General features: G+C 69.3%; 17 protein-coding genes. All 17 read right to left on the bottom strand.

The window, feature by feature from the left end; all coding sequences use genetic code 11:
* The 17 genes from ABGB01_RS32630 to rho all read right to left on the bottom strand — a co-directional run bounded on the left by ABGB01_RS32630 (position 1) and on the right by rho (position 16747).
* A complete protein-coding gene (locus ABGB01_RS32630) occupies positions 1 to 903 on the bottom strand; it encodes a F0F1 ATP synthase subunit gamma (protein ID WP_347777381.1) in 903 nt (300 codons plus the stop codon).
* Positions 904 to 906: 3 nt separating this feature from the next.
* Positions 907 to 2553, bottom strand: a complete 1647-nt coding sequence (gene atpA / locus ABGB01_RS32625; RefSeq protein WP_347777379.1) for a F0F1 ATP synthase subunit alpha — start codon at positions 2551 to 2553, stop codon at positions 907 to 909.
* A 24-nt stretch (positions 2554 to 2577) separates the two neighbouring features.
* A complete protein-coding gene (locus ABGB01_RS32620; protein ID WP_347777377.1) occupies positions 2578 to 3387 on the bottom strand; it encodes a F0F1 ATP synthase subunit delta in 810 nt (269 codons plus the stop codon).
* Positions 3387 to 3932: a F0F1 ATP synthase subunit B gene (locus ABGB01_RS32615; protein WP_201761528.1), complete on the bottom strand. Its 546-nt coding sequence runs from the start codon at positions 3930 to 3932 to the stop codon at positions 3387 to 3389. The genes ABGB01_RS32620 and ABGB01_RS32615 overlap by 1 nt, the downstream gene beginning before the upstream one ends.
* 35 nt (positions 3933 to 3967) lie before the next feature.
* Complete coding sequence (atpE, locus tag ABGB01_RS32610) at positions 3968 to 4207, bottom strand: ATP synthase F0 subunit C (RefSeq protein WP_157249910.1); 240 nt, start codon at positions 4205 to 4207, stop codon at positions 3968 to 3970.
* Positions 4208 to 4278: 71 nt separating this feature from the next.
* Complete coding sequence (gene atpB, locus ABGB01_RS32605; protein WP_347777375.1) at positions 4279 to 5013, bottom strand: F0F1 ATP synthase subunit A; 735 nt, start codon at positions 5011 to 5013, stop codon at positions 4279 to 4281.
* Positions 5014 to 5143: 130 nt separating this feature from the next.
* Positions 5144 to 5305, bottom strand: coding sequence for an AtpZ/AtpI family protein (locus tag ABGB01_RS32600; protein WP_347621982.1), 162 nt, complete (start codon positions 5303 to 5305; stop codon positions 5144 to 5146).
* A gap of 119 nt (positions 5306 to 5424) precedes the next feature.
* Positions 5425 to 5778, bottom strand: coding sequence for a hypothetical protein (locus ABGB01_RS32595; RefSeq protein ID WP_347777373.1), 354 nt, complete (start codon positions 5776 to 5778; stop codon positions 5425 to 5427).
* A gap of 199 nt (positions 5779 to 5977) precedes the next feature.
* Positions 5978 to 7264 carry an MraY family glycosyltransferase gene (locus tag ABGB01_RS32590; RefSeq protein WP_347777371.1) on the bottom strand — a complete coding sequence of 429 codons (1287 nt, stop codon included), beginning with the start codon at positions 7262 to 7264 and terminating at the stop codon, positions 5978 to 5980.
* Between the two features lie 57 nt (positions 7265 to 7321).
* Entirely contained in the window at positions 7322 to 8587 is a 1266-nt protein-coding gene (glyA, locus tag ABGB01_RS32585; protein ID WP_347777369.1) for a serine hydroxymethyltransferase, read from the bottom strand.
* Between the two features lie 191 nt (positions 8588 to 8778).
* A complete protein-coding gene (locus ABGB01_RS32580; protein WP_347777367.1) occupies positions 8779 to 9153 on the bottom strand; it encodes a hypothetical protein in 375 nt (124 codons plus the stop codon).
* Entirely contained in the window at positions 9153 to 11312 is a 2160-nt protein-coding gene (locus ABGB01_RS32575) for a hypothetical protein (RefSeq protein ID WP_347777365.1), read from the bottom strand. The genes ABGB01_RS32580 and ABGB01_RS32575 overlap by 1 nt, the downstream gene beginning before the upstream one ends.
* A 175-nt stretch (positions 11313 to 11487) precedes the next feature.
* A complete protein-coding gene (locus tag ABGB01_RS32570) occupies positions 11488 to 12135 on the bottom strand; it encodes an L-threonylcarbamoyladenylate synthase (protein WP_347621765.1) in 648 nt (215 codons plus the stop codon).
* A gap of 122 nt (positions 12136 to 12257) precedes the next feature.
* A complete protein-coding gene (prmC, locus tag ABGB01_RS32565) occupies positions 12258 to 13112 on the bottom strand; it encodes a peptide chain release factor N(5)-glutamine methyltransferase (protein ID WP_347777363.1) in 855 nt (284 codons plus the stop codon).
* Positions 13109 to 14161: a peptide chain release factor 1 gene (gene prfA, locus ABGB01_RS32560; RefSeq protein ID WP_347777361.1), complete on the bottom strand. Its 1053-nt coding sequence runs from the start codon at positions 14159 to 14161 to the stop codon at positions 13109 to 13111. The genes prmC and prfA overlap by 4 nt, the downstream gene beginning before the upstream one ends.
* An 87-nt stretch (positions 14162 to 14248) precedes the next feature.
* The gene (gene rpmE, locus ABGB01_RS32555) at positions 14249 to 14467 is read right to left on the bottom strand and encodes a 50S ribosomal protein L31 (RefSeq protein WP_132518486.1); all 219 of its coding nucleotides are present in this window, start codon (positions 14465 to 14467) and stop codon (positions 14249 to 14251) included.
* Positions 14468 to 14719: 252 nt separating this feature from the next.
* Positions 14720 to 16747: a transcription termination factor Rho gene (gene rho / locus ABGB01_RS32550; protein WP_347777359.1), complete on the bottom strand. Its 2028-nt coding sequence runs from the start codon at positions 16745 to 16747 to the stop codon at positions 14720 to 14722.
* Positions 16748 to 17100: the final 353 nt, after the last annotated feature.

Below are 17100 nucleotides of genomic sequence, written 5' to 3'. Positions count from 1 at the left end.
TCACTCTTTCCCCGCTGCGGCGTCAGCGAGCGCGTTGGCGCCACCGACGATCTCGCTGATTTCCTGGGTGATCTCCGCCTGGCGAGCCTGGTTCATCTCCTGGGTGAGCAGCCGCATCAGCTCGTTGGCGTTGTCGGTCGCGGACTTCATCGCGCGCCGCCGCGCTGCCTCCTCGGAGGCCGCCGACTGCAGCAGCGCCGTGAAGATCCGGGACTCGACGTAACGCGGCAGCAGCGTCTCGAGAACGTCACCCGCGGTCGGCTCGAACTCGAAGTAGGGCGGGATCGCGGTGGACTCCGTCGCCTCGGTCTCCTCGACCTCGAGCGGCAGGATCCGCTTGACCACGACGTTCTGGGTCAGCATGGAGACGAACTCGGTCGAGACGATGTGGATCTCGTCGATCCCGTTGTCGTCCTTGAACGAGTCGATCAGCGTCTGCGCGATCTCCTTGGCGTCGGCGTAGGCCGGCTTCCTGGAGAAACCGACCCACTGGCCGCCCATCTCGCGCTGGCGGAAGGTGTGCCAGGTGACACCCTTGCGCCCGGTGACGAACGGCACGACGTCGAGGCCGCGGCCCTCCAGCAACCCGCGCAGGGCCTCGGCCTCGCGCAGGACGTTGGCGTTGAAGCCGCCGCAGAAGCCGCTGTCGCTGGTGACGATGAGGACACCCGCCTTCGCGGGGTTGTCCTTCGCCACGGTCAGCGGATGGTCGACGCTGGCCGCGTTGCTGACGACGCCGGTGACGGCGCGAGTGATCTCACGCTCGTACGGCAACGCCGCCTGCATCCGCTGCTGCGCCCTCACGATCCGTGAAGAGGCGATGAGCTCCTGGGCACGCGTGATCTTCGCGGTCGACTTGACCGAGTTGATCCGCCGCCGCAGCAGCCTTAGCTGGGCACCCATGACCTACTTCTCCGCCCGACGGACGACCTTCTTGATCTTCTCCTGGCCGACCTCTTCGGCCTCCAGCGGCGCCACCGGCTCGTCCTTGACCAGCAGCTCGCCCGAGGAGGTGGTGAAGCCCTTCTTGAACTCCGTGATGGCGTCCTTGAGCGAGGTCACCGTGTCGTCCGTGAGCTCGTTGGTCTCGCGGATGGTGTCGAGGATGCCCTTGTGCGAGGACTGCAGGAAGTCGAGGAACTCCGTCTCGAAACGCCGCACGTCGTCGACCGGCACCTCGTCGAGCTCACCCGTGGTGCCACCCCACACCGACACGACCTGGCGCTCGACGGGGAACGGTTCGTACTGGGGCTGCTTGAGCAGCTCCACCAGGCGCTGACCGCGTTCGAGCTGGGCCTTGGAGGCCGCGTCGAGGTCGGACGCGAACGCCGCGAAGGCCTCCAGGTCGCGATACTGCGACAGCGACAGCTTCAGCGTGCCCGCGACCTTGCGCATCGCCTTGACCTGCGCCGAACCACCGACTCGGGACACCGAGATGCCGACGTTGATGGCCGGGCGCACACCCGCGTTGAACAGGTCGGTCTCGAGGAAGCACTGGCCGTCGGTGATGGAGATGACGTTGGTCGGGATGAACGCCGACACGTCGTTGCCCTTGGTCTCGATGACCGGCAGGCCCGTCATCGAGCCGCCGCCCATGTCGTTGGAGAGCTTGGCGCAGCGCTCCAGGAGCCTGGAGTGCAGGTAGAAGACGTCGCCGGGGAAGGCCTCGCGGCCCGGAGGGCGACGCAGCAGCAGGGACACGGCGCGGTAGGCGTCGGCCTGCTTGGTCAGGTCGTCGAAGACGATCAGAACGTGCTTGCCCTGATACATCCAGTGCTGGCCGATGGCCGAGCCGGTGTAGGGGGCAAGGTATTTGTAGCCGGCCGGGTCGGAGGCGGGGGCGGCCACGATCGTGGTGTATTCGAGCGCGCCGGCCTCCTCCAGGCGGGCCTTGACCTGCGCGATCGTCGAGCCCTTCTGGCCGACCGCGACATAGACGCAGCGCACCTGCTTCTCGGGGTCGCCCGACGCCCAGGCCTCGCGCTGGTTGAGGATCGTGTCGACCGCGATCGCCGTCTTGCCGGTGCCGCGGTCGCCGATGATCAGCTGGCGCTGGCCGCGGCCGATCGGCGTCATGGCGTCGATCGCCTTGATGCCGGTCTGCAGCGGCTGCTTCACCGGCTGCCGCTGGACGACCGAGGGGGCCTGCAGTTCGAGGGCACGGGTGCCCTCGGCCTGGATGGCGCCCTTGCCGTCGAGCGGGTTGCCCAGGGGGTCGACCACGCGACCGAGGAAGTCGTCGCCGACGGGCACGGACAGGACCTCGCCCGTCCTGCGGACCGTCTGGCCCTCCTCGATGCCGCTGAAGTCGCCCAGAATAACGGCACCGATCTCGCGGGTGTCGAGGTTAAGTGCCAGACCGCGCGTGCCACCCTCGAACTCGAGCAGCTCGTTCGCCATCGCCGAGGGAAGGCCGGAGACATGGGCAATGCCGTCGCCGGCGTCGACGACGGTCCCGATCTCCTCGCGCGCGGCGCCTTCCGGTTCGTACGCCTGGACGAAGCGCTCAAGCGCGTCCCGGATCTCGTCCGGCCGGATCGTAAGCTCCGCCATCTCTACTCTGTCTCCCTATTCGCCTTAGCCGGCCAACCGGCGGCGGACTTCTTCGATTCGTCCCACAATGGTGGTGTCGATGATCTCGTCGCCGATGCGGACCGAGAACCCACCGAGCACTCGCTTGTCCACCTCGACGTTCAGGTGCACGTCACGGCCGTAGGAGGTGCGCAGCCACGCCATGAGGCGCTCGCGCTGCGCGTCGGTCAGCTCGACCGCCGTGCGCACCACCGCCACGAGGCGCCGGCGCTGCTCCGCCACGAGCTGACCGACCTGTTCGAGGCCTGACTCCAGGCTACGCCCCCGCGGGTGCAGCACCAGCTGGCTGATCAGGCGCAGGCTCGTGGGGGCGACCTTGCCGTCGAGCAGCCGGCTCAGCAGCTCCTGCTTGCCGGCCGCCGGCGCACCCGCGTCGGTGAGTGCCCGGCGCAGCTCCGGGTTGGCGGCGACGATGCGGCCGAAGCGGAAGAGCTCGTCCTCCACCTCGTCGAGCCGTGACTGGCCCTCCGCCTCCGCGGCAGCGGCGGCGACGCCGAGCCGTTCGAGCACGTCGGCCAGGTCACCGGCGCGCGACCACCGCGCCGAGACCGCGGTCTCGGCGGTGGCGAGCGCCGCCTCGCTGACCTTGCCGTCGAGCAGCGAGCGGATCGTGCCCGCCTTCTGCTCGCCCGGCCTGGACGGGTCGGACAGGGCACGGCGCAGGCCGTGCTCGCGGTCGAGCAGATCCGCGACCGCGAACAACTCGTCGGAGAGCGTGCCGAGGTCGGCACTGCCGGCGACCGCGTTGAAGCGCTCCTCGACCTCGGCCAGCGACGCCCTGCTCAGGCCCCTCATTAACGCACCGCCTGCGCGTTGGAGCTTTCCAGCTCGTCGAGGAACCGGTCGACGATGCGGCTCTGCCGGGCTTCGTCCTCGAGGGACTCGCCGACGATGCGGCCGGCCAGGTCGGTCGACAGGCGACCGATCTCAGCGCGGAGCTGGGCGAAGGCCGCCTGGCGGTCCGCCTCGATCTGCGCGTGCGCGGCCTCGACGAGACGCCTGGCCTCGGCCTGGGCCTCCTCGCGGAGCTCCGCCTTGATCTGCGCGGCCTGCTCGCGAGCCTCCTCGCGCAGCCTGGCCGCCTCCTGCCTGGCCTCGGCCAGCTGGTCGCGGTATTCCTGCTGCAGGACCTGCGCCTGGGCCTGCGCTTCTTCCGCCCTCTTGATGCCGCCCTCGATGGCGTCCGTCCGCTCGGCCAGCGTCTTCTGGATGCGCGGGACGAGGATCCGGCCGACCACGAAGAGGACGACGAGGAAGGAGAAGATGCCGACGACGAGCTCGTACGTGTGCGGGATGAGGGGGTTGGCGCCCTCCTCCTGAGCGAGGAGCGTAGCTGCCATAGTCATGGATGCAGCCTTTCGTCAGGTGGGGATCGTCAGGACGCGCCGATGCCCTGGAAGATGAACGGCGCGACCAGGCCGATCAGGGCGAGGGCCTCGGTGAGGACGAAGCCGAGGAGCATGTTCTGGCGGATCAGGCCGTAGGCCTCGGGCTGGCGCGCGATGGCCTGCACGCCCTGACCGAAGATGATGCCGACGCCGATGCCGGGGCCGATGGCGGCGAGACCGTAACCGATGGCGGTGACGTTGCCGGAGACCTCAGCGAGAACGCTCATTGCTGTTTTCCTTTACTGGACGGCCGGTGAAGCGGAGTCTCACCGGTCTGGACTAATCCGGTCTGTGGTTCTCAGTGATCGGGATGCAGGGAGCCGCCGATGTACATCGCGGCCAGCATCGCGAAGAGGAACGCCTGCAGATACTGGATGAAGATCTCCAGGCCCGTGAGCAGGATGGTCATCACCACACCCACGACGCCGATGGGCGCGCCGAGCGGGGTCAGCTTCTCGAACAGGAACCAGAAGCCCACCATGCTGAAGAAGGCCAGCAGCATGTGGCCCGCGAACATGTTCGCGAACAGTCGCACCGCGTGCGTGAAGGGCGCGATGATCATGTTCGACAGGAACTCGATCGGGGCCAGCAGGAAGTAGATCGGCTTCGGCAGGCCGGGCGGGAACATCATGTTCTTGAAGTAGCCGACGCCGCCCTGGTGCTTGACGCCCAGGTAAATCTTGAGGCCGTAGATCAGGAGGGCCAGCACGGCCGGGAAGGCGATGTGCGAGGCGACGGGGAACTGGAGCACCGGGACGACGCCCATGAGGTTCCAGACCAGCACCAGGAAGAACACGCTGACCAGCAGGCCCATCCACCGGTCTGCGTCCTTGCCCAGGAAGGGCCGGGCGACCTGGTCGCGGACGAACATGTAGCCGAGCTCGACGGCGTTCTGGACGCCCCTCGGCACAAGCTTGGGCTTGGCGAAAGCCGCCCAGCACACGCCGACCACGAGGATGGCGCTGATGATGGCCAGCAGCACCGGCTTGGTGAACCAGTAGACCCCGGGGATGATGGGAGGCAGGTTGAACAACTCGTCTGGCGTAGGCGCCCCGAATTGATCGCCAGCGGGAGCGAGGACCGTCAGCGCATTCACGCGGCGTTCCCTTCAACGTCGTAGTGGATCACAAGAGTTTCCTCAGCGAAGCGGTTGCTGCTCCGGGCTAGCGACCGAACTTCCGGTAGACCAGGTAGCCGCCGAGCACAACCCCCAGGACCACGCCTATGGGGAAGAACGCGGACATGTCCAACCACCGGTCCAGCAACCATCCGAGGCCGCCGTAGATAGCCATCCCGGCGAGTAGTGAGCTGGGGACTGACCACATGGCGTCGGCGAAGTCGCGACCGTCTTCTTCGGGTCGGCGTTCCTGTGCGCTCATCGCGGGCCCGACGATAGCAGGCGAACAGCGGACTAGTCATATCGGACCCCGTCCAGGCAGGAGCGTCATGCGTCGCCCTTTCCTGGAACTCCGGCCTCGGGGTCGACGTAAAGCATCTTGGTCTTCATGAAGGCGCGGACCTCGAAGCCCGTCCACACGAGGGTGCAGACCACCACGGACCACGCGAAAGCCTGGGTGTTCCAGGCCGTGGTGTCACGGAAGGCCGACAACACGGCCATGATGGCCAGGACCTTGACGAGATAGCTCACCATCGCGGCGATCGCCATCATCTGCGGGGAGACGCGGGCGGCGTAGGACACCACGACGACGCTGATGCTGAAGAAGATCCCGACGAGCAGGGCGCCCATGGCCGCGCCGAGCGCTCCCTTGCCGCCCGCCGTCAGGAAAGCGACCAGCACGGCGACCACCCCAACCACAGAGGTCGGAATCGCGGCGCTTTTGAGGACGCGCACGTCATTGGCCTGCATTGGTGCTCCATCAGCCTGTTGTCAAGCGAGCGTTTGCTACCTCCAGAACCGGTGCGTCTGGAGTCCCTGCTCGTGAAAGATATCACAAGCTCACAGAAGACCGCTTTTACCTGCCGTTTCTAGTTCGCGATCACGAACGCCCCGGATGGGCAGGAATGACCGAATTGCCCTCGGCCGTCGAGCGGCCCTGCGGCGAGCCGTCTCCCGGCGGCGGCATCCGCCGCCTGACCTCGGGTTCCGGCGGGATCGGCGGCATCGGCCCCGTGGGCGGGCCGTCGTCGTCGGGGTCGTCGCGCGATGCCGTGTGCGCCCCGCCCCTGCCCCGCCAGCGCGGCAGGGCCATCAGCACCAGCACGGCCAGCGCGAGCACGATGACCACGGGGAACAGCAGGACCGGCACGCCGATCGTGGACATGCCCACGATGCCGAAGGCGAACAGGAACGCCCACGCGTACATGATCAGCACGGACCTGCGGTGCGAGTGGCCGATGTCCATCAGCCGGTGGTGCAGGTGGCCGCGGTCGGGCGCGAACGGCGACAGGCCGCGCGAGGTGCGCCGCACCACCGCGGTGATCAGGTCGACCAGCGGCAGCACCAGCACCGCGGCCGGGACGAGCAGCGGCAGCAGCACGCCGAACCGGTTCATGCCCTCGATGATCGCCGGGTCGAGCGGCGTCACGGTGACGATCGACGAGGCGAGCACGAGGCCGATGAGCATGGCCCCCGTGTCGCCCATGAAGATCTTCGCCGGATGGAAGTTGTGCGGCAGGAAACCCAGGCACGCGCCGATGAGCACGGCGGCGATGGCGGCCGTCGTCGTGATGCGGCCCCCGCTGATCTCCTCGGCCAGGAAGATCGAGTAGGCCCAGGTGGCCATGCCCGCGATGCACACGACCCCCGCCGCCAGGCCGTCGAGCCCGTCGACGAAGTTGACCGCGTTGATCGTCACGACCACGACCATGATCGTGATGACGGTGCTGAGCGTGTAGTCGAGGCTGGTGGAGCCGCCCCAGTCCTGCGGCAGCGGGATGTAGAGGAGCCGCAGGTCGAAGAAGACCAGCACGCCGGCCGCCGCGATCTGCCCGGCGAGCTTGACGAAGGCGTCCATGCCCCACCAGTCGTCGAGGAAGCCCGTGACCGTGATGAGCCCGCCCGCGACGATCAGTGCGGTGACGGCGTCGCCGTCGGACTCCGCCAGGGCCGCGCCCGTGTGGGTGAGCCTGCTGGCCACCAGCAGTCCGACGACCAGGCCGCCGTACATCGCCAGGCCGCCCAGCCTGGGCGTCGGCGTGGTGTGCACGTCGCGCTCGCGAACCTCGGGCATGGCGCCGATGCCGATGGCGAAGCGGCGCACCAGAGGCACCAGCAGGTAGGTCACCGCTGCCGAGATGAGCGCCATGAAAAGGTATTCGCGCACGAACCTAGTTTCCCGGATGCTCCGGCCCGCTGTGACCGGAAAACGACACAGACCCGCTCAAAATTCGCTGAGATATGGCTGATGGATGGCGAGCAGGGCCGTCACCCTTGCCCTGACCTCCTCCGCGCTGCCCGGATCGCGCACGGCCCTGGCGACCAGGGACCCCAGCTCCTTCAGATCTTCGGGCTCCATGCCCTGCGTCGTCACGCACGGCGTACCGACCCGGATCCCCGAGGTCACGGCCGCCGGCTCGGGATCGTACGGGATCACGTTGCGGTTGAGCGTGATGCCCGCGGCCGCGCACCTCCGCTCCGCCTCGACGCCCGACACCCCCACCCCGCGCAGGTCGATCAGCGCCAGGTGCGTGTCAGTGCCCCCGGACACGGCCCGCATGCCCTCCGCGTCCAGCGACTCCGCCAGTGCCCGCGCGTTCGCGATCACCTTCCTGGCGTAGCCGGCGAACTCCGGCCGCATCGCCTCACCGAACGCCACCGCCTTGGCCGCCACCACGTGCATGAGCGGCCCGCCCTGGACGAACGGGAACACCGCCCGGTCGATCCTGGCGGCCAGCTCCCCCGTGCACAGGATTGCGCCGCCGCGCGGACCGCGCAGCGCCTTGTGCGTGGTGAAGGTCACGACGTCCGCGTACGGCACCGCCGACGGGATCGCACCGCCCGCCATCAACCCGATCGGGTGCGCCACATCCGCCAGCAACCACGCCCCCACCTCGTCCGCGATGCCGCGGAAGGCCGCGAAGTCGATCAGCCTCGGGTACGCCGTCGCGCCGCACACGATGAGCTTCGGCTGGTGCCGCAGCGCCAGATCCCGCACCTCGTCGTAGTCGATGAGTTCGTTGTCACGACGCACCCCGTACGACACGACGTCGAACCATTTTCCCGAGAAGTTCACCTTGGAGCCATGCGTGAGATGGCCGCCGTGCGACAGGGCCATGGCCAGCATGGTGTCGCCCGGCTGGAGGAGCGCCGCGTAGGCGGCCAGGTTCGCCGAGGCGCCCGAGTGGGGCTGGACATTGGCGTGCTCCGCCCCGAACAACCGGCACGCCCGCTCGATCGCCAGCCGCTCGGCCCGGTCGACGACCTCGCAACCGCCGTAATAGCGCCTGCCCGGGTAGCCCTCGGCGTACTTGTTCGTCAGCGTGGAGCCCAGCGCGGCCAGGACGGCGGGCGAGGTGAAGTTCTCGCTCGCGATCAGCTGGATCCCGCCGCGCACGCGTTCGAGCTCGTCGAGCAGAACCTGCGCGAGCTCGGGGTCCTGCCGGCGCAGCAGCCCGAAGTCGGGACCGTAGTAGGGTTCCGCACCCATTTCCCCACTGTACGACCTGATGTCCGTTTCTCCCATAGAGAGGTGATGCCCGGAATCCGTTCTTTCAGGGATGCGCCCGCGATGGGCGAAAGCCCCCGTCCGATCCGGACGGCGAGCGGCCGGTGCGCCTGCTCGTCCGCGCTGGCCGCATGTCGCGGCAGAGGAACGACCAGACGTGCAAGCGCACCCCGTCACTGGAAGGCGTGCGGGGCGTTGGCCGTCGTCTGGATCCACCTCGGCGTGTCGGCGGCCTCGTCGCTGATCGCGGTCAGCACGGCATGCCGGTAGACCGACAGCCTGGTGCGCCACTCACGGATGTCCTTGACGTAGCGCTCGCCCACCGGGGCATCCCACGTCTGCGGGCTCTTGGCCAGGGCGTACGCCTTGTCCAGGACCCTTCTGAGCGCCTCCAGCTGGGGCAGGACGGTGTTCCATGCGACGACCAGGCGCTGGTAGTCGGGATTGAACTCCCAGGCCCGCTGCGGGTCGTCCAAGGGGCCCGTGGAGCTGATGGGCGGGGTCTCGTCGCGCTGCTTGGCCTTGGGGGCGGGCGGGTCGACGTACATCACGCGCTCCTCTCCGGCGTACCGGGATCGACCGAGCCGCTCGGGCCGTCCGGCCTGATGTCCTCGGGCGCCCACCGGCCCTCGCCGTACTCACCCGGCGGGACCGCGACGGAGGGCATGTCGGCGGGCTGGATGTCCCTGTGGTGCTCGATGACCGTCCTGAGGGCGTCAAGGTCGGGCGGGGTGACGTTCACGGAGACCACGTCGCCGCCGTCGCCCGCCCCCGCACTGCCGTAGGCCGGCTCGGCCCGGGATGATTCGCTGCCGTAGACAGGCTCGGTGCCGTGAGCAGGCTCAGTGCCGTAGGCGATCTGCACCGTGTAGGCCGGACCCGTACCACCCGCTTGACGTGGTTCCGGGCCGTACACGGTCGCCGTCCCGTCACCCCGTCCCGTTGCGCGGCCGGGGTCGGAGTCAGCGACGGCCGTCGTGGCCGGGGTGCCGGTGGAGTTGCCGGTGGAGTTGCCGGTGGAGTTGCCATCGGGCGGGTCGACCGAGGGATTCGTCGGCGGGATCCTCACGGGTTCGCCCTGCTCCCCCCTCCTGTCGGCTCCTTGGCCTCCCGCCTCCTGGTCGCCGGCTCCTCGGTCGCCCTGGTTTCCGGCCTCGCGACCACCCGTGTCCTGACCGTCACGCGTACCTTGGCCTGGTTCGTCCCCCGCTGGTCTGTCGGCCGTCGTCCCACCGTCACCCGGAGTTGTGTCGCCTGGTGTCCTGCCCGTGCCACCCGGCTGCTCTCCGGTGCCGGGGGCGCAGGTGCCGTCCTTGCCTCCTGCGGAGTCGCCCGACGGCGGGGTGGTCGCGTCGCCGGTGCTCGGACGGCCGGGGTCGACGGAGCCCGCGGGGCCGTCAGGGCGGATGTCGCGTTCGGCCCACTCACCCCTGCCGTATTCACCCGCCGGAACCTCGACTCCCGGCATGTCCAGCGGCCGGATGTCACGGTGGTGCTCCACCACGGCCTTCAGGGCGTCCTGGCCGGGCGGGGTCGTGCCGGCGGAGACCACGTCGCTGCCGTCGTTCGCCCAGGCGTTGACGTTGGAGGCGGCGGTGGTGTCGTTCTCCGGCGGCCGGGGCATCTCGGCCGGGACCACCTTGTCGGTGTTCTCCAGCAGGTCTTCGAGTTGCTCGGCGGTGGGCGGGTCGAGCGGCACCTGCAACACCTTGACCCCGTCGACCACCACGACCTGCGGTTGGTTCACACCCTGCCCGTTCTGGGCCGGAGTGTCGGACGGGTCGTCCCTCGTGCCGGTCTCGGCCTCGGCACCGCGGTCGCGTCTGCTGTCCAACTCGTCGTCCTTGGGCATGCCGACAGGCTGATCGCCCGTCCGGGCGTCCTGATCGGGCCGGGTGTCCCTATCCGTGCCGGTGTCCTGACCTGTGCCGTTGCCGGTGCCCTTGTCGTCGTCGCAGCCGTTCCCGCCGGGATCGGTCCCGGACCGGTCATCCCCCCTGGGCTGGTCACCCGTCCGGGGCTCGTCACCGGTCCCCGGCTGGTCACCCGTCCTGGGTTCGTCACCGGTTCTCGCGCTGTCGCCTGTCCTGGGCTGGTCGCCCGTACGGGGCTCCTCGCAGCTCTTCGGGGCTTCCTCGCCCTTCGGAACGTCGGTGTCGCCCTTACCGACCCCCCTGTCCTGGTCGGTCTTCGGAGCGTCACCCTTCGGATCGTCGCCCGTCTTGGGAGGAGCATCGCCACTCTTCGGCGGATCATCCGCCGCCTTCGGCGGATCGTCGGCCGCCTTCGGAGGAGCGTCACCTGTCTTCGGCGGATCGTCGGCCGCCTTCGGAGGAGCGTCACCTGTCTTCGGCGGATCGTCGGCCGTCTTCGGGGGGACCTTGTCGGTCTTGTCGTCGGCGCGCGGATTCTCGTACCGCTCCCGATCCCCGCGAACCCCCTTGGGGTCCTCGGAGGCGCCCGCCCCCGTCCCGGGCGGATCGGCGCGCTTCTCCAGCACCCCGAGCCGGACGTTGACGTCCTTGATCATGGTGTCGACCGCGTCGGCGATCTGGGCGGGACGGTGGGTCGTCTGGGTGGAGAGCCCGGCCCGGTTCATGGTGAGCCGGACCTGGTCCTCGACCTTGCGCATCTCCGCGGCCGCGTGTTTCGCCTCGGCCAGCAGGTCACGGACCAGCTTGGGATCCATGCCGTCGAACTTGCCCATGGGCCACTCCCGACGTCCGATGAGAAACCCGTCACGTGGACTGCCGCCACGGCGGTGGCCGGGAACGACAGCGGGGCGGCAGTCTGGCGAGCAGGTTTCTCGATGGCAGCCGCTCCGCGCCTCACCGTAATTTGGCGCGAGCGCGACCGCAGCCGGAATAAGCAGCCGGTATACGTCAGTCGTCGGTGGCGACGTAGCCGATGATGCCGCGCAGCTTCTCGACCGGGATCGCCCCTCGCCGCAACATCCTGGGCACGGCCGTGGTGAGGTCGAGGATGGTGGAGGGCGTCTGGTCGGTGGTCTTGCCGGCGTCGAGATAGACGGCGACCGACTCTCCGAGCTGCTCCTCCGCCTCCTCGGCCGTGGTGGCGGCGGGCGCGCCGGAGCGGTTGGCGCTGGAGACGGCCATCGGCCCGGTCTCCTTGAGCAGGTCGAGGGCGACCGGATGGAGCGGCATGCGGACGGCCACCGTGCCCTTGGTGTCGCCCAGGTCCCAGGAAAGGGCCCTGTTGGCCTTGCAGACGAGCGTGAGCGGCCCCGGCCAGAAGGCGTCTATCAGGTCCTGCCCATAGGGCCCCAGGTCGTCTATGAGCGCTGTGGCGGCCCTGACGGTGCCCACCAGCACCGGCGGCGGCATATCACGGCCCCGACCCTTGGCGTCGAGCAGTGCGGTGACCGCCGCCGGGGTGAATGCGTCGGCGCCGAGGCCGTAGACGGTGTCGGTCGGCAGCACCACGAGCTCGCCACGGCGTACGGCGGCCGCCGCCTCCGTCAGTCCTTCGGTCCGCTGCTCGAGGTCGGAGCAGTCAAAGCGTCTTCCCACGGTTTCGTTGCCTCGCTCCGCTCGGCTACGAGCGGCGCTCTCGAGGCCTCCTCCCCTCAACTCGTTCGGTGGCTTCGCTCTCTCTCGTCGTGCGGGAGAAGGCCGGGCCGCTGGCGTGCATCTTAGTCCTGGCCCAGGCGGGCCGTGACGAAGCGGTCTCGTCTGGTGAGATCCTGGCGCAGGCGTACGTCACGCCAGCCGTTGTCCTCGGGGAACGTCAGGTAGACGGCCCTGCCCTGCTCGTCGGCGTGCTCGACGGCCACCCAGCCGCCGGGGCGCAGCAGGCGGCGGGCCGTACGCTCCACCGCGCGCACCTCTCCCAGCCCGTCGTCGCCGGAGCCGAAGAGGGCGCGGGTGGGGTCGTAGTCGCGCACCTCGGGGTCGCGCGGGATCGCGCCGAGCGGGATGTAGGGAGGGTTGGAGATGACCAGGTCGACCTTGCCGTTGAGCTCGGGCAGCGCCTCCGCGAGGTCTTCCGGGTGCAGGTGGGTGCGGCCCTGACCGTGCTCGGAGATGTTGCGCTTGGCCCAGGTGTACGCCCCGGGGTCGACCTCGACGGCGTGGACCTCGGCCAGCGCCACCTCCTGGGCGATGGAGAGCGCGATCGCGCCCGAGCCGGTGCCGAGGTCGACCACCAGAGGGGCGGTGACGTCCATCGCGCGCAGCGTCTCGATCGCCCAGCCGGCCATCACCTCGGTCTCCGGCCGCGGCACGAACACGCCGGGCCCGACCGCCAGCTCGAGGTAGCGGAAGTAGGCGTGGCCGGTGATGTGCTGCAGCGGCTCGCGGGCCTCGCGCCTCGCCACGCCCTCCCAGAACAGCGCGTCGAAGTCGGCGTCCTTGACCGTGTGGAGCTCGCTTCTGCGCACGCCGTGGACGAACGCCGCGATCTCCTCAGCGTCGGTGCGCGGTGAGGGGACACCTGCCTCGGCCAGCCGGGCAGTGGCCAGGGCGATCTCGTCCAGCAGAAATGTCATGAGTGTTGTGCGAGCTTCTCCGCCATTTCGGCGTCGATGAGGGCCTGGGTGACGGCGTTGAGCTCGCCGTCGAGAACCTGGTCGAGGTTATACGCCTTGAAGCCGACCCGGTGGTCGGAGATGCGGTTCTCCGGGAAGTTGTAGGTGCGTACGCGCTCGGAGCGGTCGACGGTGCGGACCTGCGACTTGCGCTCGGCCTGGGCGGCGGCGTCGGCCTCCTCCTGTGCGATGGCCAGCAACCGCGCGCGCAGGATGCGCAGGGCCGACTCCTTGTTCTGGAGCTGGCTCTTCTCGTTCTGGCACGAGACGACGACACCGGTGGGCAGGTGGGTGATGCGGACCGCGGAATCAGTGGTGTTGACGCTCTGGCCGCCAGGGCCGCTTGAGCGATAGACGTCGACGCGCAGGTCGTTGGGGTCGATCTGGACGTCGACCTCCTCCGCCTCGGGGTAGACCAGCACGCCCGCGGCGCTGGTGTGGATGCGGCCCTGGGACTCGGTGACGGGCACCCGCTGCACGCGGTGCACGCCGCCCTCGTATTTGAGCCTGGACCACACGCCCTCGTCGCCCTTGGCCCTGATGCCGACCGTCACGTCTTTGTAGCCTCCCAGGTCGGAGGGCTGGTTGTCGATGATCTCGGTCTTCCAGCCGAGCCGCTCGGCGTAGCGCAGATACATGCGCAGCAGGTCGCCCGCGAACAGCGCGGACTCCTCGCCGCCCTCGCCCGCCTTGATCTCCATGATGATGTCCTTGTCATCGTTGGGATCGCGCGGGATGAGCAGGTGCCTGAGCCGCTCCTCCAGCTGGGGGACGCGCTCTTCGAGCTCGGCCGCTTCGGAGGCGAACGTTTCGTCCTCGCCGGCCAGCTCTTTGGCGGCGGTCAGGTCTTCGCGGACCGACTCGAGCTCGCGGTAGGTGCCGATGATCGGCGTGAGCTGGGCGTAGCGCCTGCCGAGAGTGCGGGCCTTGTGCTGGTCGGCGTGCACGGCGGGATCTCCAAGCTGCAGCTCCAGCTCGGAATACTCCTTGAGCAACTCGTCGAGATTCACCGTGCGTCCTTCGTCGTGGGTTGGGGCGTCGCAACCGACAACGCCGACCCGGCGCACCGGGGTGCGTCCGGGCCGGCGTCGGTGGAGCTATTTGCCCGCGGGCTTCTTGCCGAAGCGCTTCTCGAAGCGAGCCACTCGGCCGCCGGTGTCGAGGATCTTCTGCTTGCCCGTGTAGAACGGGTGGCAGGCCGAGCACACGTCGGCGTGGATCACGCCGTTCTTCGCGGTGCTCCGCGTGGTGAACGTGTTGCCGCAGGAGCAGGTCACCTGCGTCACGTGGTATTCGGGGTGGATGTCGCGCTTCATCGCTGTCCTTTCGGGCTGCGGCCGCCGGGTCGCCCTATCGCAGGGGGCGTGAACCGGAACCGCAAAATGGTCAGCTACCAGTGTGCCAGATCGTGCAACCATCCCAGGCCATCAGGGATTCCCGATCACGCTCGGCGGGCGCGGGCCGGTGACCGTCAGGCCCGGGCCCTCGCTCGTACCTCGCAAACGCCACGAGAGGCGGCGGGGAAACCCCGACCGCCTCTCACGTGACGCACCGCCGGCCGAAGGCCGTCAGTCGCGGTCGTTGCTCACCGTGGTCTTCTGGACCTGCAGGAGGAACTCCGCGTTGGACTTGGTCTCCTTCATCTTCTCCAGGAGCAGCTCGAGCGCCTGCTGCATGTCGAGCGCGTGGAGCACCCGGCGCAGCTTCCAGACGATCTGGAGCTCTTCCTTGGCCATGAGGATCTCTTCCTTGCGCGTGCCGGACGCGTCGACGTCGACCGCGGGGAAGATGCGCTTGTCGGCCAGGGAGCGGTTGAGCTTGAGCTCCATGTTGCCGGTGCCCTTGAACTCCTCGAAGATGACCTCGTCCATCTTGGACCCGGTCTCGACCAGGGCCGTGGCGAGGATCGTCAGCGAGCCGCCGTTCTCGATGTTGCGGGCGGCGCCGAAGAAACGCTTGGGCGGGTAAAGGGCGGTGGAGTCGACACCACCCGACAGGATGCGACCGGACGCCGGGGCCGCCAGGTTGTAGGCGCGGCCGAGGCGGGTGATCGAGTCGAGCAGGACGACCACGTCGTGGCCCAGCTCCACCAGGCGCTTGGCCCGCTCGATGGCGAGCTCGGCGACCGTGGTGTGGTCTTCCGCGGGACGGTCGAAGGTCGAGTGGATGACCTCGCCCTTGACCGACCGCTGCATGTCGGTGACCTCTTCGGGCCGCTCGTCCACGAGCACGACCATCAGGTGGCACTCGGGGTTGTTGCGGGTGATCGCGTTGGCGATGGACTGCAGCACCATCGTCTTGCCGGCCTTCGGCGGCGAGACGATGAGACCACGCTGGCCCTTGCCGATCGGCGACACGAGGTCGATGATCCGCGTGGTCAGGATGTTGTGCTCGGTCTCGAGGCGCAGGCGCTCCTGCGGGTAGAGCGGCGTCAGCTTGTTGAAGTCGGGCCGGTTGCGGGCCTGCTCGGGGTCCATGCCGTTGACGGTGTCAAGGCGGACCAGAGCGTTGAACTTCTCGCGCCGCTCACCCTCGCGGGGCTGGCGCACGGCGCCGGTGATGACATCGCCCTTGCGCAGGCCGTTGCGGCGGATCTGGGCGAGCGAGACGTAGACGTCGTTGCTGCCGGGCAGGTAGCCGCTGGTCCTGACGAACGCGTAGTTGTCGAGGATGTCGAGAATGCCGGCGATCGGGATGAGCACGTCGTCGTCGCCGATGACCGGCTCGCCGCTGTCGAAGCGGTCGCGGCCACGGCCACGGTTGCGCTCCCTGAAGCGGCCCCTGCGCCCGCGCCCGCCACGCTCGTCGTCATCGCCGCCGCGCTGGTCGTTGCGCTGGTCGCCGCGGTTGCCCGAGTCGGTGCCGCGCTGGTCGCCACGGCCGCCGTCACGGCCGTCACGACCGTCACGACCGTCACGACCGCCGTCACGGCCGTCACGACCGCCGTCACGGCTGCTCTCCGACCGGTCGCCGCCGGAGCGGTCTCCCCGGTCGCCGCGGTCTCCCCTGTCGCGCCGCTCGCCGCGGCTGCGGCGCTCGCGGCGGCTCTCGCCGCGCTCGGAACGCTCAGGGCGGGTGTCGTTCTGGCCGGTCTCCGCGGGCTGCGCCTGCTGCTGCTCGACGAGCGGCTCGGCCGGGGCGGCGACAGGCTCGGGCGCGGCGGAGGTCACGGGGCTCGCGGAGTTCGCGGCCACGGGCTCGGCGGCGGCGGGCTGCTGGGCGGCCTGCGGTGCGGGCTCCTCCGCGGTCTTGCGCGACCGCTCCCTGCGCGTCCGGGTGGGTCGCTCCGCGGCGGGCGTCGCCTCCGCCGGGGCCGAAGCAGAAGCCTCGGACGCGGCTGCGGGAGCCGATGCGCCTTCGCCGGAACCGCCACCCTGCTTCTCCTGGATGGCCGCGATGAGCTGGCTCTTCCGCATGCGCCCGGTCCCGCTGATGCCCAGCTCGGCCGCCATCTTCTGCAGCTCGGGCAGCACCTTGGCGGACAGGCCGGTGCCGGAGCGACGCGCACGCGGCTTGGCCGGGGCGCGGGTGGGGGTGTCGCCGGACGCGGGCTCAGCGCCTGATGCGTCGGAGAGGAGTTCGGTGGTGTCGCTCAACTAAAAGGTCCTTCCCAGGGGTCGGGCGCCGGTTTTGTTCTGCCGGGCGTCCCGGAGGTGCTTGCGATCCGGCGGGACAGACCGGGTCGGGGTGCACTCTGCGATCTTCGGCTGTCGCTGGAGACGGCCGCCACTCTTGGGGAGGGGCTCGTCCAGGCCGCCACAGGACCGTGGCGCGTGGCTGACACCCCCCAGATTGCTGTCGCCAACCAGATGTCGAGATGATTCGAACGCGCAGGTCCCCGTCGTCGCCACCTCGCGTTGAGCCAACCGGGTGTGGGCCAACCGGAGGCAACGGATTCCGGGGAGACAGCCGCGCTGCTCACGCCTCGCGACGTGAAGCATGATGCAGC

The sequence above is a fragment of the Nonomuraea sp. B5E05 genome (assembly GCF_039880665.1).
Classification (GTDB): Bacteria; Actinomycetota; Actinomycetes; order Streptosporangiales; family Streptosporangiaceae; genus Nonomuraea.
This window is presented reverse-complemented; position numbering and strand designations above follow the sequence as displayed.